Origin of the sequence: Streptomyces sp. NPDC046465 (assembly GCF_040646035.1) — a bacterium.
In the GTDB taxonomy this organism is placed as follows: Bacteria; Actinomycetota; Actinomycetes; order Streptomycetales; family Streptomycetaceae; genus Streptomyces.
The window spans coordinates 52,229-75,487 of sequence record NZ_JBEYZK010000033.1; the positions used below are offsets into that span (position 1 = coordinate 52,229).

At 68.6% G+C, this 23,259-nt stretch carries 22 protein-coding genes; 4 read left to right on the top strand and 18 right to left on the bottom strand.

The features are described from left to right. Nucleotides 1-4: 4 nt before the first annotated feature. From ABZ953_RS35505 to ABZ953_RS35525, 5 genes are all read right to left on the bottom strand, one after another. The gene (locus ABZ953_RS35505; protein ID WP_361732965.1) at nt 5-1,006 is read right to left on the bottom strand and encodes a WYL domain-containing protein; all 1,002 of its coding nucleotides are present in this window, start codon (nt 1,004-1,006) and stop codon (nt 5-7) included. 160 nt (nt 1,007-1,166) lie between these two features. Continuing rightward, nucleotides 1,167-1,541, bottom strand: a complete 375-nt coding sequence (locus ABZ953_RS35510; RefSeq protein WP_361732966.1) for an FKBP-type peptidyl-prolyl cis-trans isomerase — start codon at nt 1,539-1,541, stop codon at nt 1,167-1,169. A 59-nt stretch (nt 1,542-1,600) separates the two neighbouring features. Continuing rightward, nucleotides 1,601-2,596, bottom strand: coding sequence for an FKBP-type peptidyl-prolyl cis-trans isomerase (locus ABZ953_RS35515; protein ID WP_361732967.1), 996 nt, complete (start codon nt 2,594-2,596; stop codon nt 1,601-1,603). 129 nt (nt 2,597-2,725) lie between these two features. After that, on the bottom strand, nt 2,726-4,087 hold the full coding sequence (gene pafA / locus ABZ953_RS35520; protein WP_361732969.1) for a Pup--protein ligase: 1,362 nt from the start codon (nt 4,085-4,087) through the stop codon (nt 2,726-2,728). A 9-nt stretch (nt 4,088-4,096) separates the two neighbouring features. Continuing rightward, complete coding sequence (locus ABZ953_RS35525) at nt 4,097-5,356, bottom strand: MFS transporter (protein ID WP_361732971.1); 1,260 nt, start codon at nt 5,354-5,356, stop codon at nt 4,097-4,099. A 67-nt stretch (nt 5,357-5,423) separates the two neighbouring features. Between ABZ953_RS35525 and ABZ953_RS35530 the strand changes: the two genes are divergently transcribed. Continuing rightward, a complete protein-coding gene (locus ABZ953_RS35530; RefSeq protein ID WP_361732973.1) occupies nt 5,424-6,524 on the top strand; it encodes a LacI family DNA-binding transcriptional regulator in 1,101 nt (366 codons plus the stop codon). A gap of 93 nt (nt 6,525-6,617) precedes the next feature. Here the strand turns inward: ABZ953_RS35530 and prcA are convergent, their stop codons facing one another. The 6 genes from prcA to arc all read right to left on the bottom strand — a co-directional run bounded on the left by prcA (nt 6,618) and on the right by arc (nt 12,728). Continuing rightward, the gene (gene prcA / locus ABZ953_RS35535) at nt 6,618-7,403 is read right to left on the bottom strand and encodes a proteasome subunit alpha (RefSeq protein ID WP_361732975.1); all 786 of its coding nucleotides are present in this window, start codon (nt 7,401-7,403) and stop codon (nt 6,618-6,620) included. A gap of 53 nt (nt 7,404-7,456) precedes the next feature. After that, nucleotides 7,457-8,302, bottom strand: coding sequence for a proteasome subunit beta (prcB, locus tag ABZ953_RS35540; protein ID WP_361732977.1), 846 nt, complete (start codon nt 8,300-8,302; stop codon nt 7,457-7,459). Then, nucleotides 8,254-8,847 carry an endonuclease VII domain-containing protein gene (locus ABZ953_RS35545; RefSeq protein ID WP_361732979.1) on the bottom strand — a complete coding sequence of 198 codons (594 nt, stop codon included), beginning with the start codon at nt 8,845-8,847 and terminating at the stop codon, nt 8,254-8,256. Before ABZ953_RS35545 ends, prcB begins: the two co-directional genes overlap by 49 nt. 46 nt (nt 8,848-8,893) lie before the next feature. Then, nucleotides 8,894-9,112 (bottom strand): ubiquitin-like protein Pup, encoded by a 219-nt coding sequence (locus ABZ953_RS35550; protein WP_150165888.1) that lies wholly within the window; start codon nt 9,110-9,112, stop codon nt 8,894-8,896. A gap of 124 nt (nt 9,113-9,236) precedes the next feature. Then, nucleotides 9,237-10,748: a depupylase/deamidase Dop gene (gene dop / locus ABZ953_RS35555; protein ID WP_361732981.1), complete on the bottom strand. Its 1,512-nt coding sequence runs from the start codon at nt 10,746-10,748 to the stop codon at nt 9,237-9,239. A gap of 213 nt (nt 10,749-10,961) precedes the next feature. After that, entirely contained in the window at nt 10,962-12,728 is a 1,767-nt protein-coding gene (gene arc, locus ABZ953_RS35560) for a proteasome ATPase (RefSeq protein WP_361732983.1), read from the bottom strand. Between the two features lie 254 nt (nt 12,729-12,982). Here arc and ABZ953_RS35565 point away from each other — a divergent pair, with 254 nt between their 5' ends. Beyond that, the gene (locus ABZ953_RS35565; RefSeq protein ID WP_361732985.1) at nt 12,983-13,294 is read left to right on the top strand and encodes a ferredoxin; all 312 of its coding nucleotides are present in this window, start codon (nt 12,983-12,985) and stop codon (nt 13,292-13,294) included. Between the two features lie 19 nt (nt 13,295-13,313). On the opposite strand, the gene ABZ953_RS35570 is transcribed toward ABZ953_RS35565, so the two are convergent. From ABZ953_RS35570 to ABZ953_RS35580, 3 genes are all read right to left on the bottom strand, one after another. Beyond that, nucleotides 13,314-13,901 carry a hypothetical protein gene (locus ABZ953_RS35570; RefSeq protein WP_361732987.1) on the bottom strand — a complete coding sequence of 196 codons (588 nt, stop codon included), beginning with the start codon at nt 13,899-13,901 and terminating at the stop codon, nt 13,314-13,316. A 235-nt stretch (nt 13,902-14,136) separates the two neighbouring features. After that, on the bottom strand, nt 14,137-15,039 hold the full coding sequence (locus ABZ953_RS35575; protein ID WP_361732989.1) for a tRNA (adenine-N1)-methyltransferase: 903 nt from the start codon (nt 15,037-15,039) through the stop codon (nt 14,137-14,139). A gap of 80 nt (nt 15,040-15,119) precedes the next feature. Beyond that, nucleotides 15,120-16,724 (bottom strand): site-2 protease family protein, encoded by a 1,605-nt coding sequence (locus tag ABZ953_RS35580; protein ID WP_361733008.1) that lies wholly within the window; start codon nt 16,722-16,724, stop codon nt 15,120-15,122. Between the two features lie 129 nt (nt 16,725-16,853). On the opposite strand from ABZ953_RS35580, the gene ABZ953_RS35585 reads away from it, so the two are divergent. Then, a complete protein-coding gene (locus ABZ953_RS35585) occupies nt 16,854-17,735 on the top strand; it encodes a RecB family exonuclease (protein WP_361732991.1) in 882 nt (293 codons plus the stop codon). Between the two features lie 14 nt (nt 17,736-17,749). Next, nucleotides 17,750-18,421 (top strand): response regulator transcription factor, encoded by a 672-nt coding sequence (locus ABZ953_RS35590; protein ID WP_361732992.1) that lies wholly within the window; start codon nt 17,750-17,752, stop codon nt 18,419-18,421. Nucleotides 18,422-18,507: 86 nt separating this feature from the next. Here ABZ953_RS35590 and ABZ953_RS35595 read toward each other — a convergent pair whose 3' ends face one another. From ABZ953_RS35595 to ABZ953_RS35610, 4 genes are all read right to left on the bottom strand, one after another. Further along, nucleotides 18,508-20,091, bottom strand: a complete 1,584-nt coding sequence (locus tag ABZ953_RS35595; RefSeq protein WP_361732994.1) for an ABC transporter substrate-binding protein — start codon at nt 20,089-20,091, stop codon at nt 18,508-18,510. An 83-nt stretch (nt 20,092-20,174) separates the two neighbouring features. Next, a complete protein-coding gene (locus tag ABZ953_RS35600; RefSeq protein ID WP_361732996.1) occupies nt 20,175-21,782 on the bottom strand; it encodes an ABC transporter substrate-binding protein in 1,608 nt (535 codons plus the stop codon). Nucleotides 21,783-22,120: 338 nt separating this feature from the next. After that, entirely contained in the window at nt 22,121-22,816 is a 696-nt protein-coding gene (locus tag ABZ953_RS35605) for an HAD family phosphatase (RefSeq protein WP_361732998.1), read from the bottom strand. 101 nt (nt 22,817-22,917) lie between these two features. Next, nucleotides 22,918-23,259: vitamin B12 dependent-methionine synthase activation domain-containing protein (locus tag ABZ953_RS35610; RefSeq protein ID WP_361733000.1), on the bottom strand; the 342-nt coding region annotated here is incomplete at its 5' end.

Here is a 23,259-nt window from a genome sequence, read left to right on the forward strand (position 1 = left end):
CCCCTCAGCCCTTGGCCACGGCGCGCAGCCGGTCCACTACGTCGGCCCGCAGCTCGGCGGGCTCGAGGACCACCACGTCGGGCCCGAACTCCACCAGCCAGGCATCGAGCCCGTGGCCGTACGGAATCTCCAACTCGTCCCACCCGTCGCCCAGTTCCCGCAGCGCGACTGCCTTGGCCCGCAGCGGGTAGCCGGCGCCCGTGCGCAGCCGGATCAGGGCCGTGCGGTCGGCGATCTCCCCCGCCCAGCCCGCGACGGTCTCGCGGACCGTGACGACGTCCGGGACGTCGGCGGTGTACTTCCCCGCGCGGGCCCGCACCTTGCCGGTGATCCGGGAGAGCCGGAAGACGCGCTCGGCGCCCCGGTCGCGGTCCCAGCCCGCGAGATACCAGTGGCCGCGCCAGCACTCAAGGGCCCAGGGCTCGACGTGGCGCTGCTCGGGGCGGGCCGCGGTCGCCTTGCGGTAGTCGAAGACGATGGGGCGTCGGTCGCGGCAGGCGAGCATCAGCGGCTCGAAGGACGCCTCGTGCGCGGGGATCCGCGGCTCCAGGGCGCTGTGGGCCCCGTACGGGTCGGCGTCCTCGGGCAGCCCCGCGGCGCGCAGCTTCTGCAGGGCTCCGCTGGCGGCACCGGCGAGGCGGGCCTGCTGCCAGACCTTGGCGGCCAGGCCGAGGGCCGCGGCCTCCTCGGCGTCTATCGTGATGGGCGGCAGGCGGTTGCTGTCGCGGCGGGCCAGATAGCCGACCTCGCCGTCGAGGTTCTCCACGGTCTCGATGACCAGACCGAGCTCGCGCAGATCGTCCTTGTCGCGCTCGAACATCCGGTTGAAGGAGTCATCCGCGCCCGCGGCCCGGCCCCCCGGCCCGTGGGCCGCCCTGCCCCCCGGCCCGAAGGCCTCGACGTAAGCCTCGATCGAGTCGCGCAGCTCACGCTTGCTGAGCGGCCGCCGGGTCCCGAGCAGACACAGCGCCAGATTCATCAGCCGCTCGGCCTTGGCAATGGCCATCGACGCCCTTTCTCGGCCATACAACACACAATGCTTCCGACCGATGACCGTACCGCCCCGGGGTGTCGTGGCAAAAGCCGAGGGCTCATGCCGGACACGGCCGAGGGCCCATGCCGTACCAGCATGGGCCCTCGGTGGACGCGTCAGGTCGCGGACGCCCTCAGACGGAGACCAGGTCGCAGACGAAGATCAGCGTCTCGCCCGGCGCGATGCGGCCGCCACCGGCGCCGCGGTCGCCGTACGCGAGGTGGGCCGGGATGGTCAGCTCGCGCCGGCCACCGACCTTCATGCCCTGCACACCCTGGTCCCAGCCGGAGATGACCTGGCCGGCGCCCAGCTGGAACTCCAGCGGGTTGCCGCGGTTCCAGCTGGCGTCGAACTCCTCGCCGGAGCTGAAGGCGACGCCCACGTAGTGGACCTTGACGAAGTCGCCCGCCTTGGCGACCGCCCCGACACCCTCCCAGATGTCCTTGATCTTCAGTTCGGCCGGCGGCTCGCCGACCGGGAAGTCGACCTCAGGCTTGTCGATGCTCACGAAAATGCTCCTGCTTTGATACGAAAGGTCAGCTCGGACAGTCTTACATCTCCGAGGGGTTACATCTTCGCAAGGATGTCCACGGAGAAGACCAGCGTGGAGTCCTTCTTGATGGGGCTGCCCTGCGGGGGCTGGTCGCCGTACCCCAGCTCCGGCGGAATGACGATGAGGACGCGGCTGCCGACCTTCTTGCCGGTCAGACCCTGCGCCCAGCCCTTGACGACCTGCGCGAGCTGGAACGAGGCGAGCTGCTTGCGCTTGTACGAGGAGTCGAACTCCTTGCCGTCCCAGAGCACGCCCTCGTACTGGCAGAGGAGGCTGTCGGTCTCCTTCACCTCGTCACCGTCGCCCTCGAGGATGTACGACGCGACGAGCTTCTCGGGCGCCTTCGACTTGGGGACGTCGATGGAGGGGGCCTTGCCGTCGGTGTTCGTACCGACCTTGGGCAGGTCCTTGTTGGACTGCGCCACCTCCTTGCCCTTCGCCGAGCTCTTGTCGGTGAACGTGCCCACCAGGTCGACGACGAAGACGAGGGTGTCCGAGCCCTTGATGCCCGCCTGCTTGTTGCCCTCCTTGCCGTACCCCATCTTCGGGGGGATGGCGAGCTCCACGCGGCTGTCCAGCTTCTTGCCGACCAGGGCCTGGTCCCAGCCCGGGATGACCTGGCCGACGCCGATCGGGAAGACCGTGGGGTTGCCGCGGTCGTAGGAGTTGTCGAAGACCTTCCCCGTCGCCCAGATCTGACCGAGGTAATTGGCCTGCAGATAGTCGCCCTTGACGACCTCCTTGCCCTTGCCCTCGATCAGGGTCTTGACCGCGAGGTCGGAGGACGGCTTGCCCGACCCCTTGGCGACGGTCGGCTTCTCGCCGAACTTCGTGCCCTTCGTGATCTCGGGCAGCGGACCGGCCACGATCTTCGCCGTCGGCGGCGCCGACGCGGAGTTGCTCGGGCTGTCGCTGGGCTTGGGCTTGGCCTTGTCGGCCTTGTCGTCACCACAGCCTGCCAGCGTCAGCAGGCCGGCCGGGACGGCAAGGAGGAGAGAGCGTCGGCGCACGGTGGGGGCCTCGTATCGGTCGATCTTGTGGGTTGGCGTGCGCGCAACTCTACGGCGTGAGAAGGGCGCCGCACGAGGAACGTGCGGCGCCCGCGTTGCGTTCCCGCAACGTCACTCGATTCACTCGGATCACATGCCGGCGATGAGTTTCTCCACCCGGTCGTCCACGGACCGGAAGGGGTCCTTGCACAACACCGTGCGCTGTGCCTGGTCGTTGAGCTTGAGGTGGACCCAGTCGACCGTGAAGTCACGGCGCTGCTCCTGGGCCCGCTTGATGAAGTCGCCGCGCAACCGCGCCCGGGTGGTCTGCGGCGGCACCGACTTGCCCTCGAAGATCTTCAAGTCGTTGCAGATACGGGCGGCTTGCCCCTTCTTCTCCAGGAGGTAGTAGAGCCCTCGCCGACGGTGGATGTCGTGGTAGGCGAGGTCTATCTGCGCGACCCGCGGATGCGACATGGTCATGTTGTGCTTGGCCCGGTACCGCTCGATGAGCTTGTACTTCATGACCCAGTCGATCTCGGTGCCGATCCGGTCGAGATCCTCCGACTCGATCGCGTCGAGGGTGCGGCCCCACAGCTCCAGGACCTGCTCGACGGTGCCGGTGCGGATGCCGCGGCGGTCGACGAAGTCCACCGCCTTCTCGTAGTACTCGCGCTGCACTTCGAGGGCCGAGGCCTCACGGCCACTGGCCAGGCGCACCTTGCGGCGGCCCGTGATGTCGTGGCTGACCTCGCGGATGGCCCTGATCGGGTTCTCCAGGGTGAGGTCACGCATCACGGTGCCCGCCTCGATCATGCGCAGCACCAGGTCGGTGGCGCCGACCTTGAGGAGCATGGTCGTCTCGGACATGTTCGAGTCGCCGACGATGACGTGGAGCCTGCGGTACCGCTCGGCGTCCGCGTGCGGTTCGTCGCGGGTGTTGATGATCGGCCGGGAACGGGTCGTCGCGGAGGAGACCCCCTCCCAGATGTGCTCGGCGCGCTGACTGACGCAGTACACGGCGCCGCGCGGAGTCTGCAGCACCTTGCCCGCGCCGCACAGCAGCTGTCGGGTGACGAGGAACGGAATGAGAATGTCCGCGAGCCGGGAGAACTCTCCATGACGGGCCACCAGATAGTTCTCATGGCAACCGTAGGAGTTTCCCGCCGAGTCGGTGTTGTTCTTGAAGAGATAGACGTCGCCCGCGATTCCCTCCTCGTGCAGGCGGCGTTCGGCGTCGACGAGCAGGCCTTCCAGAATGCGCTCGCCCGCTTTGTCGTGGGTGACCAGCTCGGTCACGTTGTCACATTCGGGTGTCGCGTATTCCGGATGTGATCCCACGTCAAGATAGAGGCGGGCGCCGTTCCGCAGAAAGACGTTGCTGCTGCGGCCCCATGACACGACACGGCGGAAGAGGTAGCGCGCCACCTCGTCAGGCGACAGGCGGCGCTGTCCCCTGAACGTGCATGTGACGCCGTACTCGTTCTCCAGCCCGAAAATGCGGCGGTCCATGACTGAACATTACGCCTGATGCCCGGCACTGAAACCGGGTTCGACGGCACCGTTTCGATCATTTTCTGATGAACCCGCAACGACCCCGGAATCATGGACCGCAACCAATACCCGCCCGGTGGCCAGCAAAACCAGCAGCGCCCCCGCGCCCGCGAGCCCGGGAACCGCGAAACCCCACACGGTACCGCCCCACTCCACGACCGGACCCGCCGCCGCCGTCCCCAGCGAGGCGCCCACCGTGAACGTGGTCACCAGCCACGAGAACGCCTCCGTGACCGTGCCGCGCGGAGCGTGCCGGTCCACGATGATGAACGCACACGCGAGCGCGGGCGCCAGGAACACACCGGCCACCGCGCAGAGCCCCGTCATCGCGAGCGCGCCCGGCGTCAGCGTCAACGGCACATAGCAGAGGGCCAGCAACCCCACGAGCACGGTCAGCCGCCGCTCCGGCACACCGCTCCACTGCCGCGCCCCGTACACGGAGCCGCCGACGAGCGCGCCGAGACCGAGCGCCGCCATCAGCCAGCCGTAGACCGCGTCACCCCCGTGATCGTCCGCGTACGACACCCCGGCGACGGTGATCGAGCCCAGCGCCATGCCGATGAAGAGGAACGCGCCGAGCAGCGCGAGGAGTCCGGGCGAGCGCAGGGCCCCGAGCCAGTGCGCCTCCCTGGGTGCCGAGCGCCAGGCGCGCGAGGGCTGCGACACCACTACGGAGAGCGCCCCGAGCACGCCCACGGCGTTGACGACGAGCAGCGCGGCCTGCTCCGACCAGAGGGCGACGCAGCCCGTGACGAGCAACGGCCCGACGGTGAACATGACTTCCTGGGCGATGGCGTCCATGGCGTACGCCGTGTGCACCTGCCCCTCCTTGCCCAGCACGCTCGGCCACAGTGCGCGCAGGCCGCCCTCCAGAGGTGGCGTGAAGAGACCGGCGACGGCCACGGCGGCATAGGCGGACGCCAGCCGGTCGGGGCCGGTGAACGCGAAGGCGGCCATGCCCACGGCCGACAGGAGCGCGGCGGGCAACTGGACGCGCGGCTGGCCGTGCAGGTCGACGAGGCGCCCGAGGAGCGGCTGCCCCACCGCGTTCGCGACGCCGTAGACCGCGGCGAGCCCGCCCGCCAGGCTGTACGTCCCGCCCTCGGCGCGGATGAACAGCACGATGGCGATCGCGGCCGTGGCGTTCGGAAGCCGGCCCACCAGCGTCCCCGCGAGGAGCCGCATCGCATATCTGGTCCGCAGGATCTCCGCGTACCCGTTTGCCATGTCCCCGCCCCTTCACCGGGCGACACCGCCCAAGGTTTTACGTATAACGTCGAGCGTCATACGTACCATGAGCGCTGTCCGCGGGTCCACCGCGTTTCCCACCGCGGACACGATCAGGGAGGTAACAGTGGCCGGGCCACAACAGGACGCCGTGGGCCCCCGCCCCACGAGCCGCGACGTCGCACGCGCCGCCGGGGTCTCCCAGGCCACCGTCTCCCTCGTCCTCGGCGACAAATGGCGCGGCCGGGTCGCCGAACCGACCGCCGAACGCGTGCGCGCCGCGGCACGCGACCTCGGCTACCGCCCCAACCTGGCCGCCCGCAACCTGCGCCTCGGCAGGACCCGGACCGCCCTGCTCGTCGTCCCCGAACTCACCAACGAATTCTTCGCCCACGTCTACACCGGAGCCGCCCGCATCGCCGCCCGGCACGGCTTCGGCGTCGTCCTCTACCCCTCCCCCGACGGCATCGGCCCCGCCCGCGACCCCTTCGCCTCCGCACGCGCGTCACTGGACGGCGTCCTCGCCTCCTCCATGGCCTCCGACGCCCTCGCCACCATCCGCGGCGACGACCTGCCCCTCGTGATGCTCGACAGCGACCCCGCAGGAAGCCTCGGCGCCGCCACCGTCAACCTCGACCTCGCCGACGGCATGCGCCAAGTGACCGAACACCTCCTGGCCCTCGGCCACCGCGACTTCCTGCACCTCGCGGCGGATGTCGACTCCTGGACCTTCGACGTACGCGCCGAAGCCCTCGCCCGGACCCTGCGCGGCACCGACACCGCCGTACGCCGCGTCGCCGCACCCATCGGCGTCGAGGGCGCCCGCGCCGTCGCCGAAGCCGCCCTCTCCACCCCGGGCCCCCGCCCCACCGCGATCATCTGCGACGACGACTTCCTCTCCGCGGGCGCCTGCAAAGCGGCACGACGGCTCGGGCTGCGCATCCCCGAGGACGTCTCGGTCACCGGCTTCGACGACCTCACCCTCGCGACCGCCGTCGAACCGGAACTGACCACCGTCAAACTGCCCGCCGAACGCTTCGGAGAACGCGGCATGGAATCACTGATCGCCGTCCTCGCGGGCCGCGCGCCGGACGCCACCCCACTCCCCGTCCGGCTGACCGTCCGCGGCTCGACAGGCCCCGTGCCCACTGACGCCGCTGCCCACTGATCCCACTGCCCATTGACCCCGGACACGCGAAAGCGCCCCGCACCCCGGCCAGCCGGCCGGGACACAGGGCGCTCACCGCACCGAAGCGGACTCCTACTCGACGTCGCCGCCGGACGTCGGCGTGGCTCCGCCGCCCGCGTCCGTCTCCGGCTCCGCGTCCGTGGCCGCGTCCGTCGCACCGCCCTCATCGAGCAGACGCGACAACTGACGCCCCACGATCCGCTTGAACTTCCGCTGCTGAGGCCGCGTCCGGTCGAGAACCGCCACCTCGAGCCGCTCCGCGGGGATCTCCCGCTCGCTGCCGTTCGTGTCACGGGACAGCGCCTGCACCGCGAGCTTGAGCGCCTCGGCGAGCGTCATCCCGTCCTGATGGCGCTGATCCAGATACGTACTGATCTGCTCCGCGTTGCCACCGACCGCGACCGAACCGTGCTCGTCCACGATCGACCCGTCGTGCGGCAGGCGATAGATCTGGTCGCCGTCCGGCGTGACACCGACCTCGGCCACGACGAGCTCGACCTCGTACGGCTTCTCGGCGTTGCTGGAGAAGATCGTGCCCAGCGTCTGCGCGTAGACGTTGGCGAGCCCACGGGCCGTCACGTCGTCGCGGTCATAGGTGTATCCACGGAGATCGGCATAGCGGACCCCGCCGATGCGCAGATTCTCGTACTCGTTGTACTTGCCGGCGGCCGCGAAGCCGATCCGGTCATAGATCTCGCTGAACTTGTGCAGCGCACGGGACGGGTTCTCGCCGACGAACACAATGCCGTCGGCGAACTGCATCACGACAAGGCTGCGGCCGCGGGCGATGCCCTTCCGGGCGTATTCCGCCCGGTCGGCCATGGCCTGCTGGGGGGAGACATAGAACGGCGTCGACACCGGATCCGTCCCTTTCTGTCAAAAGACTTCAGTCAGTGGCGAATTCGGAGCGATCAGAGCAGCGCGGCCCGCGGGCCATCCGGCTGCTCCAGACGCTTCTCCAGGATCGAGCGCGCGATCGCGGAGCCCTCCTCCTCCGTCAGCCTCCGGAACCCCTCGTCGGAGATGACAGTGACGATGGGGTAGATACGACGGGCCACATCCGGACCACCGGTCGCCGAGTCGTCGTCAGCGGCGTCGTACAACGCCTGGACGACCAACGTCGTCGCCTGCTCCTCCGTCAGACCGCCGTGGTACAGCTTCTTCATCGCACCGCGCGCGAAGACCGAACCCGAACCGGTCGCCGCGAAGCCGTGCTCCTCCGAACGTCCGCCCGTGACGTCGTACGAGAAGATGCGGCCCTTCTCGCGGTCCACGTCGTACCCCGCGAAGAGCGGCACCACGGCGAGACCCTGCATGGCCATGCCGAGGTTGCTGCGGATCATCGTGGAGAGGCGGTTCGCCTTGCCCTCCAACGAGAGCGTGGCCCCCTCGACCTTCTCGAAGTGCTCCAGCTCCAACTGGAAGAGCTTGACCATCTCCACGGCCAGACCGGCCGTACCCGCGATGCCCACCGCGGAGTACTCGTCGGCCGGGAAGACCTTCTCGATGTCGCGCTGTGCGATCACATTGCCCATGGTCGCCCGCCGGTCCCCGGCGAGGACCACCCCGCCGGGAAACGTCACGGCCACGATGGTCGTGCCGTGCGGCGCCTCGATGACACCCTGCGTGGGCGGCAGTTGACGATTGCCGGGCAGGATCTCGGGCTGATGCTCGGACAGGAAGTCCATGAAGGACGACGAACCGGGCGTCAGGAAGGCAGCTGGTAGACGCCCTGTGCTACGAGTGTTGGCTTCCACGAGGATCCTTCCAGGTAGGCGGCAGCCCGACGAACAGTGTCGGGATCGTCTCCCAACTTGCCGATGGCCGAATTGCAGTTGAAGCACAGTACGCCACGGACTTTACCCGTCTCGTGGCAATGATCCACATGGGCTGCTGGGGCGCTGAGACAGATCACGCAGAGCCCCTTCTGCGAGGCGACGAGTTCTTCGCGCTCCGCTTCGGTCATGCCGTACTGACGCTTGAGGTGGCCCGCACGTCCCTCGATGGCTCGGCACGCCTTGCAGCGAGTGGACAAGCCATCTGAGGCTGTCTTGTTGCGGTCCCATTCCGAGTGGGGCTTGATCTCCCCGCACCGTCGGCAGTACTTGTGGCCTGCCGGAGCTGCGACCTTGGGTCTCACGGTCTTGCCCTTTGCCACTTGCCGGGCCTGGTAGTACTCAGCCCAGCATGGGCGGCAGTAGGCCTGCAGGCCGTCCCGACTCGCCCTGTTCTGCGCGAAGGCCGCTCGCGGCTTCTCTTCTCGGCACCGCGAGCAACGCTTCGCAGGTTCACCCTCACCCACCCGGAACCCCCCGCCCGCAGACCTTTGATTCGAAGGCAGAGTGGGCTTACTGCCCACCCTTCTGAACGAAGGAGCGCACGAAATCCTCTGCGTTCTCCTCGAGGACATCGTCAATCTCGTCAAGAACCGAGTCCACGTCGTCGCTCAGCTTCTCCTGGCGTTCCTTGAGGTCCTCGGAAGCCTGTGCGTCCTGCGTCTGCTCTTCGGTCTCCTCGGTGGGACGCGTCGCCTTCTGCTGCCCACCGCCGGTGTCCTTGGTCGCCATCTACCTCACCCCGCTCGCTCGGTCAGACGTTGTTGATCAGACCCTACGCTTCGGGTCCGACATCGGCCCCGCAGTTGCTTCAACGTGCGGGACCCACCTGTGTGATTCCCCCGGCGATGACCTTTCAGCCGCCGGACAGCACCCGAACCAGATCCTCTGCCGTGCGGCAGCGGTCCAGGAGCTCCTTCACGTGGTTCCTCGTGCCGCGCAGGGGCTCCAGCGTGGGTACCCGTTGCAGAGAGTCACGGCCCGGGAGATCGAAGATGACCGAGTCCCAGGACGCCGCGGCCACGTCGTCCGCGTACTGCTCGAGGCAACGGCCGCGGAAGTACGCGCGCGTGTCCTCGGGCGGCTTGGTGGTGGCCCGCTCGACGTCCGCCTCGTCGAGGAGCCGCTTCATCTTGCCTCGGGCCACCAGCCGGTTATACAGGCCCTTCTCGGCCCGTACGTCGGCGTACTGGAGGTCGACCAGGTGGAGCCGGGCGGCGTCCCAGTCGAGGCTGTCGCGGCGGCGGTAGCCCTCCATGAGCTCCCGCTTGGCGACCCAGTCGAGTTCTCCGGAGAGGCTCATCGGGTCGCTCTCCAGGCGGCCGAGCACGTCCTCCCAGCGGGCCAGCACGTCCTTGGTCTGCTCGTCGGCGTCGGAGCCGTACCGCTCCTCCACGTACTTGCGCGCCAGCTCGAAGTACTCCATCTGGAGCTGCACCGCGGTGAGTGACCGGCCACTACGAAGCGTGACGAGGTGCTTGAGTGTCGGGTCATGCGAGACCTGGTGGAGCGTGCGCACCGGCTGGTCCACGGCGAGGTCTACGGCGATGAAGCCGTCCTCGATCATCGCGAGGACGAGCGAGGTGGTGCCGAGCTTCAGATAGGTGGAGATCTCCGAGAGGTTCGCGTCGCCGATGATGACGTGCAGCCTGCGGTACTTCTCGGCGTCGGAGTGCGGTTCGTCGCGGGTGTTGATGATGGGCCGCTTGAGGGTGGTCTCCAGGCCTACCTCGACCTCGAAGTAGTCGGCGCGCTGGCTGAGCTGGAAGCCGTGTTCGTGGCCGTCCTGGCCGATGCCGACGCGTCCGGCGCCGGTGACGACCTGGCGCGAGACGAAGAACGGGGTCAGGTGCCGCACGATGTCGGAGAAGGGGGTGTCCCGCTTCATCAGGTAGTTCTCGTGCGTGCCGTACGAGGCGCCCTTGTTGTCGGTGTTGTTTTTGTAGAGGTGGATCGGCTGGGCGCCGGGGAGCTGGGCCGCGCGGTCGGCGGCCTCGGCCATGATGCGTTCGCCGGCCTTGTCCCAGAGGACGGCGTCCCGGGGATTGGTGATCTCCGGTGAGCTGTATTCGGGGTGTGCGTGGTCGACGTACAGGCGTGCGCCGTTGGTCAGGATGACGTTGGCGAGGCCGATGTCCTCGTCGGTCAGCTGGCTGGAGTCGGCGGCCTCGCGGGCGAGGTCGAAACCCCGCGCGTCCCGCAGCGGGTTCTCCTCCTCGAAGTCCCAGCGGGCGCGTCGCGCCCGGTGCATCGCCGCGGCATAGGCGTTGACGATCTGGGACGAGGTGAGCATGGCATTGGCGTTGGGATGGCCGGGGACGGAGATGCCGTACTCCGTCTCGATGCCCATTACTCGCCGTACGGTCATGCGGCCCTCCTTGCCCGGCGGCGCTCCCCTTCGGGAACGGCGCTCAAGTACCGCTGGTTCTCCGGTGCGTGTGCGGTGCCCGTCCCCGCACTGCGCGACTCGGCGGTACCGAAGAGCCTAGAACGCCTTTGCGCTGGTGGGGAGATCATTGCTGTCATTGAAAAACAGACGGCTGCGGGTACCCGTGAAGGACACCCGCAGCCGCCCTGTGTTCTACAGGTACTGACCGGTGTTGGCCACCGTGTCGATGGAGCGTCCGGTGTCTGCGCCCTGCTTTCCGGTGACAAGGGTGCGGATGTACACGATCCGTTCGCCCTTCTTTCCGGAGATCCTGGCCCAGTCGTCCGGGTTGGTGGTGTTGGGCAGGTCCTCGTTCTCCTTGAACTCGTCGATGCAAGCCTGGAGGAGGTGAGCGACCCGGAGGCCCTTCTGGTTCGCTTCGAGGAAGGCCTTGATGGCCATCTTCTTGGCGCGGCCCACGATGTTCTCGATCATGGCGCCGGAATTGAAGTCCTTGAAGTACAGGACTTCCTTGTCCCCGTTGGCGTACGTCACCTCGAGGAAGCGGTTCTCCTCGGACTCCGCGTACATCTGCTCGACGACGGACTGGATCATGCCGTCCACGGTGGAGCTCCGGTCGGCGCTGTGTTCGGCGAGATCGTCCGCGTGCAGCGGGAGCCGCGCGGTGAGGTACTTGGCGAAGATGTCCTTCGCCGCCTGGGCGTCCGGGCGCTCGATCTTGATCTTTACGTCGAGTCGTCCGGGGCGCAGGATCGCGGGGTCGATCATGTCCTCGCGGTTGGAGGCGCCGATGACGATGACGTTCTCCAGGCCTTCCACGCCGTCGATCTCGGCGAGCAGCTGGGGGACGATGGTGTTCTCCACGTCCGAGCTGACGCCGGATCCGCGGGTGCGGAAGAGGGACTCCATCTCATCGAAGAAGACGATGACGGGGGTGCCCTCGCTCGCCTTCTCGCGTGCGCGCTGGAAGACCAGGCGGATGTGCCGCTCGGTCTCGCCGACGTACTTGTTGAGGAGTTCGGGTCCCTTGATGTTGAGGAAGTAGCTCTTCCCCGCCGCCTGTCCGGTCACTTCGGCGACCTTTTTGGCGAGGGAGTTGGCGACGGCTTTCGCGATGAGCGTTTTGCCGCAGCCGGGGGGCCCGTACAGCAGGACGCCCTTGGGCGGCCGCAGTTCGTGCTCCCTGAAGAGGTCCGGGTAGAGGTAGGGCAGTTCGACCGCGTCCCGGATCAGTTCGATCTGGTTGCCCAGGCCGCCGATCTGTTCGTAGCCGATGTCCGGGACCTCTTCGAGGACGAGCTCTTCGACCTCGCTCTTGGGAACCACTTCGTATACGTAGCCGGAGCGTGGTTCGAGCAGGAGTGCGTCGCCGGGCCTGATGGTGACGTCGAGGAGGGGTTCGGCGAGCCGTACCACTCTTTCTTCGTCGGTGTGTCCGACCACCAGGGCGCGCTCGCCGTCCTCGAGGATCTCCTTGAGGGTGACGATGTCTCCGACGCTCTCGTACTCCATGGCCTCGACCACGTTGAGCGCTTCGTTGAGCATCACTTCCTGGCCGCGCCTGAGCTCTTCGAGCTCCACGCTCGGGCTGACGTTCACCCGGAGCTTGCGGCCCCCGGTGAAGATGTCCGCCGTGCCGTCCTCGTTCGCCACGAGGAAGACTCCGAAGCCGGCCGGTGGCTGTGCGAGCCGGTCGACTTCCTCTTTGAGGGCCACGATCTGGTCGCGGGCCTCGCGGAGCGTGTTGGCGAGCCGCTCGTTCTGCGCGGACACGCCGGCCAGGTTGGTCTGCAGCTCGACGATCCGCTCTTCGAGAATCCTCGTATGACGCGGAGAGTCGGCGAGCTTGCGTCGCAGGACGGCGATTTCCTGCTCGAGATAGGCAACCTGACCGGCGGGGTCTTCAGACCCTCGCCCCGGCCGGATGCCGCGGTTGATGTCGTCGTCGTGGGCTGCCACGGTCCTCACCTCCTCCAAGGGGAGCTGGACGCTTCCAGACCCTACCTGGGTGGGTGTCGATTGAAACCCCTAGATCACAAAGACGATGGGGGTGTGTCCGATCTTCACCCTTGCGCTCTCCCTCTCCCCAGGTGGATACCCACCCAACAACATCGGAAAGCGGGCGGTTGTATCGTCGAAGTGTTCAACACCCGTCAGGGCTGGCCCGACTTGCTCCCATGTCGGGCCGCCCGGCGCAGCGACCGGCAGGAGAGATGACCGTGCGGCACGAGGCCGAGACCGGCAGTGAGGGCCACGATCTGGAGGTCTGGATCGACCAGGACCTCTGTACCGGGGACGGCATCTGTGCGCAGTACGCGCCCGAGGTCTTCGAGCTGGACATCGATGGTCTGGCTTATGTGAAGAGCGGCGACGACGAGCTGCTGCAGGCTCCTGGGGCGGCAACGCCCGTGCCGTTGCCGCTCCTCACGGACGTGGTGGACTCGGCGAAGGAGTGCCCGGGCGACTGCATTCATGTGCGTCGGGTTTCGGACAGGGTCGAGGTCTACGGTCCCGACGCGGCGTGAGTGCGGGCCGCTCGGCGGGTCAGACGCTGCGGGCCCGGTCGGGGGTGTCCCGTTCGAACGTGCCGTCCTTCCATCGCCACTTGGCCTTGTCCTGCTTGTCGGGGCAGCAGCGGGGCACGTCGGGTGAGGAGTAGCCGAGCAGGGTCGCGGTGATCGCGCCGTCACGCACGGCGAAGTCGCTCACGTTCTGTCGGTCCTTGGGGTCGACCAGTGTCGCGACGACGCGCGGTGTGCCGGATCCGGACCCGGACCCGGTGATCACGTAGACCCCGTCGGGCGGGGTTCCCGAGCCTGCCTTGCAGTGCACGACGGCCACGGTCTCGGGCTTGCCGTCGCCGTCGAGGTCGCCGGTGGCCCTCTTCTTCACTTCGGACGGGACCGGGCCGCAGTCGATCGGGAAGTCGACGGCGGCGGGGTCGGGTGCCGGGGCGGGTGCGCCCGCGGCGGCTCTGGTGTGGGTCTTGGTGCCTGTCTGGGCGGCGGTCGCGGCGTCGGGCTGGAGGACCGCGGAGCCCGCGACGACGGCGGCGAGCGCGGCCGCGGTGGCCAGCCAGTGGATGGGGCGGGCGGTGGTGTGCGCCAGTTCCGGGACGGCGGGGTGCTGCACTAGGAAGTGTCTCCTGTGAGGGCGTGCCGGTGGGGAGGTGGCCAGCATCGTGCCATACGTCACAGTGAGGTGGAACACCGGGGTCAGCCGGGGCGACCGGGGTCCGGTGGTTCTCGCGGTTCTCGCGGTACGGGGCTGGTGCCCTGTCAACGAAACGGCGCCGCCGCCGAGTTCCCTGGTCGGTCAGGGAACTCGGCGGCGGCGCCTGCTCATTGGGCGGGGTCCGTCGCGCGGGTCAGCGCGGGGTGCCGCCGTCGGCGTTGGGGCCGGAGTAGTCATCGCCGTACGCGCCCTTGGCGGGGCGGCGGCGGCGCATGGGGGGCTCGACGCCGTCCGCGAGGCGGCGGGCGGTGAGCAGGAAGCCGGTGTGGCCGATCATCCGGTGGTCCGGGCGTACGGCGAGGCCTTCGATGTGCCAGTTGCGGACCATCGATTCCCAGGCGGTCGGCTCGTTGAAGCCGCCGATCTCGCGGATGGACTCGACGGTCCGGGCGAGCTGGGTGGTGGTGGCCACGTAGCAGCACAGGATGCCGCCGGGGACGAGCGCCTTGGAGACGGCCTCCAGGCATTCCCAGGGGGCGAGCATGTCCAGAATGACGCGGTCGACCTCGGTGTCGCTGAGGTTGTCCTGGAGGTCGCCGACGGTGAGCTGCCAGGCGGGGTGGGGGCCGCCGAAGTAGCGCTCCACGTTCTGCTGGGCGATCTCGGCGAAGTCCTCGCGGCGCTCGTAGGAGTGCAGCATTCCCTGGTCGCCGATGGCCCGCAGCAGGAAACTGCTGAGGGAGCCGGAGCCTACGCCCGCCTCCACGACGCGGGCGCCGGGGAAGATGTCGGCGAAGGCCAGGATCTGCCCCGCGTCCTTGGGGTAGACCACGGCGGCACCGCGGGGCATGGACAGGACGTAGTCGGGGAGCAGGGGTCGCAGCGCCAGGTAGGCGACGTTTCCCGTGGTTCGGACAACACTGCCCTCGGGAGCGCCGATCAGCTCGTCGTGGGGGAAGGAACCCTTGTGGGTGTGGAAATTCTTCCCGGCCTCGAGCGTGAACGTGTAGTGGCGTCCCTTGGGGTCGGTGAGCTGGACCTGGTCCCCGACCTTGAAGGGCCCGCGACGGCGGGCGGCACCGGTCGGTTCGGACATGTGACCAGCCTACCGGCAGCCGCGCGGGCCGCCGACCACGGCGTCGGCGGCCGTGGCGGGCGGGCGGGCCCGGGAGATGCCTAGGAGGGCCGGGCCATCGCCTTGACGAAGGCGCGCTCCACGTCCGCGGCGGAGAGCACTCCGTAGATCTCGCCGGACTCCTCGACGACGAGGTATTCAGTGGCGGGGGTGGCCCGGAGCGTGTCGAGGAGTTCCTCGCCGGAGAGCTCGGCGGAGATGCGCATGCCTTCGGTGATGTCCTGGGCGAGGCCGCCGACGTTGACCCAGGGGCGGCGGTGCTGGGGCACGGAGACGATGGCCGCCTCGCGGACGACGGCCATCGGGTCGCCGTCGGGGTCGACGACGACGAGGGCGCGGGCGCCTGCGTCGTTGGCCCTGCGCAGTGCTTCGGAGAGGGGGGTTTCGCCTTCGACGGGGACGGCGCGGCGGGTGAGGGTGCGGGCGCGCAGCTCGGGCAGGTGCTGGCGCAGGCGGGCCATGCGCAGGCTGTTTCCCGCGCCGGTCCAGATGATCGCGGCGAGGATCGCGGCGAGCAGGGCGTCGGTGACGGTGTCCATGCCGCCGATGTCCTGGGCGTCGCCGCCGAGGGCACCGGACTGGTTGAGGAGCGGCAGCCCGACGAGGACGGAGATGGCGAGGGCGCGGCCCACCCAGGCGGCGGCGACGGTGCCGCTCATGGGTTTGCCGGTGATCTTCCAGACGACGGCGCGCAGCATCCGGCCGCCGTCCAGGGGCAGGCCCGGCAGGAGGTTGAAGGCGGCGACGATGAGGTTGGAGATCATCAGGCCGGCGAGCAGGACGCCCGGCACGGTGCCCGCGTCGACGGCCTGCATTCCCGCGTAGAAGACGCCGGCGAGGACGAGGGAGAGGAGGGGGCCGACGAAGGCGAGGACGAATTCGCGGCCGGGGGTCTCGGACTCCTTCTCGATCTCGGAGACGCCGCCGAAGAATTGCAGCTGGATGCGGCGTACGGGCAGCTTGAAGCGGAGGGCCGCGACGGTGTGGGCGAGTTCGTGGACGAGTACGGAGGCGTAGAAGGCGACCGCGAAGAAGAGGGCGACCAGGTAGCGGGCGCCGCCGAGTTCGGGCAGGACGCGGTCGAGCTGGTCGCCGAAGACCCAGGTGATGAGGGCGGCGACGAGGAACCAGCTGGGTGCGACGTAGACGGGCACGCCGAACGGTTTGCCCATGAGGAGTCCGCCGCCGGGGCCTTTCTGGGCCTTGGGCGGTACGGGGGCGCTCTTGCCGGTCGGGCTTTTGTGAGCGCTGGTGGGCCGGGGCTCGGCGGGCTGCTCTTCCGGTGCGTTCCGTCCGTCCCCCGTGTCCTGTGCACCCTGCGCGTCCTGCGCACCCTGCGCGTCCTGTGCGCCCTGCGCGTCCTGTGGTGCCTTGGTGAGGGAGGCGCGCGGACGGGGTGCGGGCTGTGGTGGCGTGCCGGCCGGGGGGTGCTGCTCTCTCGGCGGCTCGGCCGGGGGCGTGGTTTCCGTGCTGTCGTGCCGTGGCTGTGCCGCTCCTTCGGCCTGGTCGGCCGGGCCCGCCGGGCGTTCCTGCCCGGCGGCCGTGCCGACCGGACGGGTCGGCTCCGGGGAGCCGTCCGTGTCGCGCGGCCGCAGGCTTTCGGCGCCGTCGGACTGCGGCCTGCCGCTCCCGCCGCTTTCGTCCACGATGTCCCCTCGTTCGAAGCGTCCCTCGCCCAGGTCCGGCGCGGTCACCCGCACGATCATGCAGGGCGAGAGGGTCTGCCGTCGATGGTATGCGGCTGTTGTCAGTGTCGGGTCGTAGGGTCTGTCCTCATGGAAACCAGCACTGACGGCGCCGTGGCGGCCGTGCGCCCGGCGTCTCTGTCTCCCTCGCGCGCGGGCGACTTCATGCAGTGCCCGTTGCTGTACCGGTTCCGGGTGATCGACAAGCTGCCGGAGAAGCCGAGTGAGGCGGCGACCCGGGGCACGCTGGTGCACGCGGTCCTGGAGCGGCTCTTCGACGCACCGGCGAGTGAGCGCACGGCGCCGCGCGCGAAGTCGCTCATTCCGGGCCAGTGGGACCGGTTGCGGGAGGCGAAGCCGGAGCTGACGGAGTTGTTCGCGGACGATCCGGAGGGCGAGCGCATGGCGCGCTGGCTGTCGGACGCGGAGCGCCTGGTGGAGCGCTGGTTCACGCTGGAGGACCCGACGCGTCTGGAGCCCGCCGAGCGGGAGCTGTTCGTGCAGGCCGAGCTGGATTCGGGGCTGAAGCTGCGCGGGATCATCGACCGGGTGGACGTGGCGCCTTCGGGTGAGGTCCGCATCGTCGACTACAAGACGGGCAAGGCCCCGCGTCCGGAGTACGCGGAGGGCGCGCTGTTCCAGATGAAGTTCTACGCGCTGGTGGTGTGGCGGCTGAAGGGTGTCGTGCCGCGCCGTCTCCAGCTCGTCTATCTGGGCAGCGGTGACGTCGTCACGTACGACCCGGTGGTGGCCGATCTTGAGCGGGTCGAGCGCAAGCTGCTCGCGCTGTGGGAGGCGATCGAGCTGGCGACGGAGACGGGGAACTGGCGGCCGCGTCCGACCAAATTGTGCGGTTGGTGCGATCACCGGGAGGTCTGTCCGGAATTCGGTGGGACTCCCCCGCCGTATCCGCTTCCTGTGAGGGCGCCCGAGTCGGCAGGGGGCGAGCAGGGCAGAATGGGCCCGGCCTAGCGAAGGAGAGTTACGTGGCGATCCGCGTCCTACTGGTCGATGACCAGCCGCTGTTGCGCACCGGCTTCCGGATGATCCTGGAGGCCGAGCAGGACATCGCGGTCGTCGGCGAGGCCGGAGACGGCCTGCAGGCTCTCGACCAGGTGCGGGCGCTGCAGCCCGATGTGGTTTTGATGGACATCCGCATGCCGCGGATGGACGGGGTCGAGGCGACCCGGCAGATCACGGGGCCGGGCCGGGACGGTCCGGCGAAGGTGCTCGTCCTGACCACCTTCGACCTCGATGAGTACGTGGTGGAGGCGCTGCGCGCCGGTGCCAGCGGTTTCCTCCTCAAGGACGCCCCGGCCAACGAACTGGTGCAGGCGATCCGGGTGGTCGCCGCGGGCGAGGCGATGCTCGCGCCGAGCATCACCCGTCGCCTCCTCGACAAGTACTCCGCGCACCTGCCGTCCGGCGACGAGCCGGTGCCGGACACCCTGAACACGCTCACCGACCGTGAGGTCGAGGTCCTGAAGCTGGTGGCCCGCGGCCTGTCGAACGCGGAGATCGCCGCGGACCTCTTCGTGAGTGAGACGACCGTGAAGACGCACGTGGGCCATGTGCTCACGAAGCTGGGGCTGCGCGACCGGGTGCAGGCCGCGGTGTACGCGTACGAGAGCGGTCTGGTGCGCCCCGGCGCGCAGTAGTCCGCCGCCCCCGCGCTCATCGGAACGACGAAGGTGGCCGTCCCCGTGCGGGGGCGGCCACCTTCGCCATGTCTGCGGGCCGTGCGTCAGCCCTTGCTGATCTCCCAGAAGCGGAAGACCGTCGACGCGTCGAGGCAGGACTCGAGGCCGTAGACGCTGTCGCGGGCGACCGCGTACTGCTTGGCCTGCCAGACGGGCAGGACGGGCAGCTGGTCGGCCACGATGTCCTGCAGCTCGCTGTACTGCTTGTCGGTCTTGGTGCGGTCGCTCTCGGTGGCGGTGCGCGGGATGATCTTCCCGGTGATGGTGTTGTTCTCGAAGCCGTTGCCGAGGACGTTGCCCTTGCCGAAGAACGGCTGCGTGAAGTTGTCGGGGTCCGGGTAGTCCGGCACCCAGCCCTTGACGTAGACGCCGTACTTGCCCGCCTCGATGTCCTTCTCGTACTGGTCGAAGCCGACGGACTTCACGTCGGCGTCGAACAGGCCGGAGGCGTTGAGCTGCTTGGCTATGGCCCTCAGCTCCTGGTCCGTGGCCGGGCCGTAGCGCGAGGGGGTCGACCAGAGCGTGAGCTTGACCTTGCCGTTGATGCCGTCGCCGCGCAGTGCGGCGGACGCCTTCGCGCGCTGCGGGCGGGCGCCGTACGTGTCGAAGAACGCGGTGTTGTGGCCACCGATGCCCGCGGGGACGATCGAGTACAGCGGCGTCGCCGTGTTCTCGTAGACCTCGTCGACCAGGGCGTCCCGGTCCAGGAGGTACGCGATGGCCTTGCGCACGCCGAGCTTGCCGGCCACCGGGTCCTTCGTATTGAAGACCAGGTGCTGAACCTCGGCGCTGGTGCCCTCGACGATGTCGACGTCCTTGCTGCCCGAGGTGTCCTGCTCGATGTCCGCGATGTCCGCTGCGGCGAGCCCTCGGTAGGCCAGATCGATCTTGTCGTCCAGGAGCGCCTTCTTCAGGCCCGTCTGGTCGCCGTGGAAGAACTTGATGGCCACGCCCTCGTTCTTCACCTTGGCGGTGCCCTGGTAGTCGGAGTTGACGGAGAAGACCGCCTGCTCCTTGCCGAACGAGTCCAGCTTGTACGGTCCTGAGCCGACGGCCTTGCCGTCCTCGCGCAGCGCGTTCATGTCGTACTCGCGGTGGTCCACGATCGAGCCCGCACCCGAGGCGATCTTGCTGGGGAAGGTCGCGTCGGAGTACTTCAGCTTGAAGACGACCGTCTTCGCGTTGGGGGTCTCCACCCGGCCGAGCATCGGGAACATGATCGCCGGACCGGCGTCGTCCTTGATGTGCCGCATGCGGTCGAAGGAGAACTTGACGTCCTTCGAGGTCAGCGCGTTGCCGTTGCTGAACTTCAGCCCGTCACGCAGTTCGCACTTGAAGACCTTCGCCTTCTCGTCCGTGAAGCCGCACGACTGGGCGGCCTCCGGCTCGGGCTCCGTGGCGCCCTTGGGGAAGCTCAGGAGCGACTGGAAGACGTTGTTGAACAGGAGCCAGGACCCCGGGTCGTAGCCGGCTGCCGGATCGGTGGCGAGGACGTCGTCGGACATCCCCATCACGACCGCGTCGCCCGTGTCCCCCGCGCCGCCCGATTCCGTGCCGCAGCCGGTCAGCAGGGCGGCGGCCAGCCCTCCCGTGAGGGGAAGGGCCAGCCACTGGTTACGACATTTCACTTACGTGCCTTCGGTGTTGTGATCGTTTCGCTGAACTTGAGGAAGCTGAACTTGAGGAAGGCGGGCGCGGACCCGGGCTGAGGTCAGCCGCTCACACCGCGGCCGAGCTCCCACAGCTGGAGGTTGGACGAGGAGTTCAGGGCCCACTCGATGCCCGTGATGTCGTCGCGCGCCGCGATGTACTGCTTGGCCTGCCACAGCGGGAGCACCGGCACGTCCTCGGCGACGATGTCCTGGATCCTGCGGATGCTCTTGGAGGCGGCGAGCCGGTCGGCCTCGCGGCGGGACGTGGGGATCAACTGGTCGTTGATCGTGTCGTTCACGTACGGCGAGCCGAGGAAGTTGTCCTTGTCGAGGAACGGGGCGAGGAAGTTGTCGGCGTCGGGGAAGTCGGGGAACCAACCCATGCCGTACGCCGCGTACTTGCCGTCGCGCTCGGCCGGGCGGAAGGTGCTCCACGGCACGCCCTTGATCGACACGTCGAACAGGCCGGACGAGTTCAGCTGCTTCTGCAGCAGCTCGAACTCCTTCTTGGTGCCCGGTCCGTAGTGGTCCGTGGTGTAGTGCAGCGTCATCTTCACCGGGGTGGAGATGTTCGCCTTGTTGAGCAGGTTGCGGGCCTTGGCCGTGCTCGGGTTGCCGTACTTGTTGAAGAACGAGTTGGCGTGGCCGGTGACGGTGGACGGCACCAGGGAGTACAGCGGGTCGGCCGTCGAGCCGTACACCGAGGAGGCGAGCGCGCCGCGGTCGACGAGCTGCGAGACGGCCTGGCGGACGGCCTTGCTCTTGGCGGCGGGCGCGTCGGTGTTGAAGGCGAGGTAGCGGATCTCCAGGCCCTGCATGCCGACCATGTCGATCTTCTTGCTCGAACCCGCGGAGAGCTCCTGGACCTGCTCCGGCGACATGGTGCGCGTCATCAGGTCGATGTCGCCGTCCTCAAGCGCCTTGCCCATGGCGTCGGTGTCCGCGAAGTTGCGCAGCTCCACCTTGTCGCTCTGTACCTTGAACCCGCCCTTGTACTTGGGGTTCTTGGTGAACACCGTCTTGATCAGACGGTCGCCCTCGACTTCCTGCTCGGCCGTGTACGGGCCGGAGCCGGACACCTCGAAGCCGTCGCGCAGCTTGTTCTTGCCGTAGTGGTCCTTGCTGATGATGCCCGCGGTGGGCGTGGCCAGCTTGAACGGGAACGTGGCGTCCGGCTTCTTGAGGTGGAAGACGATGTCGCGGTCGCCCTCGACCTCGATCTCGTCGACGTTGGACACCAGGCCGTCCGAACCGCTGGGGTCCTTGAGCTTGATGTCGCGGACCCGCTCGATGGAGAACTTCACGTCGGCGGCCGTCAGCGACTTGCCGTCGGAGAACGTCAGGCCCTTGCGCAGGGTGCAGGCGTAGCGCTCGTTGCCCGTGTCGGTGAAGCCGCACTGCTCGGCGGCCTCGGGCTGCGGGTCGCCGCCGCCGCGCGGCATGGCCATCAGCGTCTGGACGGTCTGGCGCAGGACGTTCCAGGAACCGGCGTCGTAGGCGTACGCCGGGTCGAAGGGCGCCGGGACCTCCTTGGAGATGGCGAACGCGTCCGTGGTGCCGACGGCTATCGGATTGTCGCCGTCCGAGCCGTCCGAGCCACCGCACGCGGCGAGCGCGGGGGCGAGCAGACCTATGACTGCCGGCAGCACCAAAGTCTTGCGGTTCATGCTCGACGTTCTCCAGAGCTCTTGATCCCGTGAATCCCGCAACGCGGGGTGAGGGTTGATGGGGCACGGGGGGTGGGGCGATGTTCTCGCGACGAGATTAGTCCGCACCAGATGAGCGCCGGAGGGGGCGTGAACCCTCAATCAATCACGCTGCGAAACCGGGCGTGGACACACTGATAACCCGACACCGGAAGGTTTCGTGCACGCTCCCACCAATCGGGACACAACGCCGCGCCGCCCGGACCCCGAAAACCGCCTTCTGCATACAGGATCAACCCTGTCGACCCCCGCTGGAGTGGGAAACGTCACACCCCTCAACGGGTTCTCGGCGGAACCTGTCAGAGGGTCATCAGGCCTTGCAGGAAAGGAAGGTTGACGTGTTCGAGGGAGGGCACGACGGTGCGGCCGCCGACGGCCGGGATGGGCGCGACCGACGGCACGGCGACGACTCGGCAGCCCGCGGCCTCCGCGGCGGCGACACCGGTCGCGGTGTCCTCGATGACGGCACATCTCGCGGGGTCCGCGCCCAGGCCCCGGGCCGCGAGGAGGTAGGGGTCGGGGTGGGGCTTCGTACGGGCCACCTCGTCGCCCGCGACGGTGAGTTCGAAGTGGTGGGCGCCGATGGAGTCGAGGACGCGGTCGATGATGCGGCGGTGCGAGGCCGACACCAGGGCCATCGGCACGGCGTGCGCGGCGAGTTCGGCGAGCAGGCGCGCGGCGCCGGGCATCAGCGGCAGGGAGCGGCTGATGCGGTCCTCGAAGCCGTCGTTGAGCAGCACGGTGAGCTCGGGGATCGTGATGTCGGCGCCGGTGGACTCGATGAGGAAGCCGGCGCTGCGCGTCATGGGCCCGCCGACGACGACATCGCGCCACGCCTCGTCGAGCGCGTGCCCGAGGGAGGCGAACACCTCGACCTCGGCGTCCCACCAGAAGCCTTCGGTGTCCACGAGGGTGCCGTCCATGTCGAGCAGCACACCCTGCAATGCGGAACCTTCGGCCATTCGGGTGCCGAGCGCGGGAACCGTACTGGTCATGGCGACCACACCTTCCGTAAGGGACGAGAAGGCCGGTCGCCTCCTCATTGCGGGAAGGCAACCGGCCTGCACTGGACCGACCAGTGTACGACTGCGCCGGATCAGCGCGCGTTGAAATATTTCGCCTCGGGGTGGTGGATGACGATCGCGTCGGTGGACTGCTCGGGGTGGAGCTGGAACTCCTCGGACAGCTCGACGCCGATCCGCTCGGGCTGGAGCAGCTCGGCGATCTTCGCGCGGTCCTCCAGGTCGGGGCAGGCGCCGTAGCCGAGCGAGAAGCGCGCGCCGCGGTACTTCAGCGCGAACATGTCCTCCACGTCCGCGGGGTCCTCTCCCCCGAATCCGAGCTCGGCGCGGACGCGGGCGTGCCAGTACTCGGCGAGGGCCTCGGCCAGCTGCACGGACAGGCCGTGCAGTTCGAGGTAGTCGCGGTAGGAGTCCGC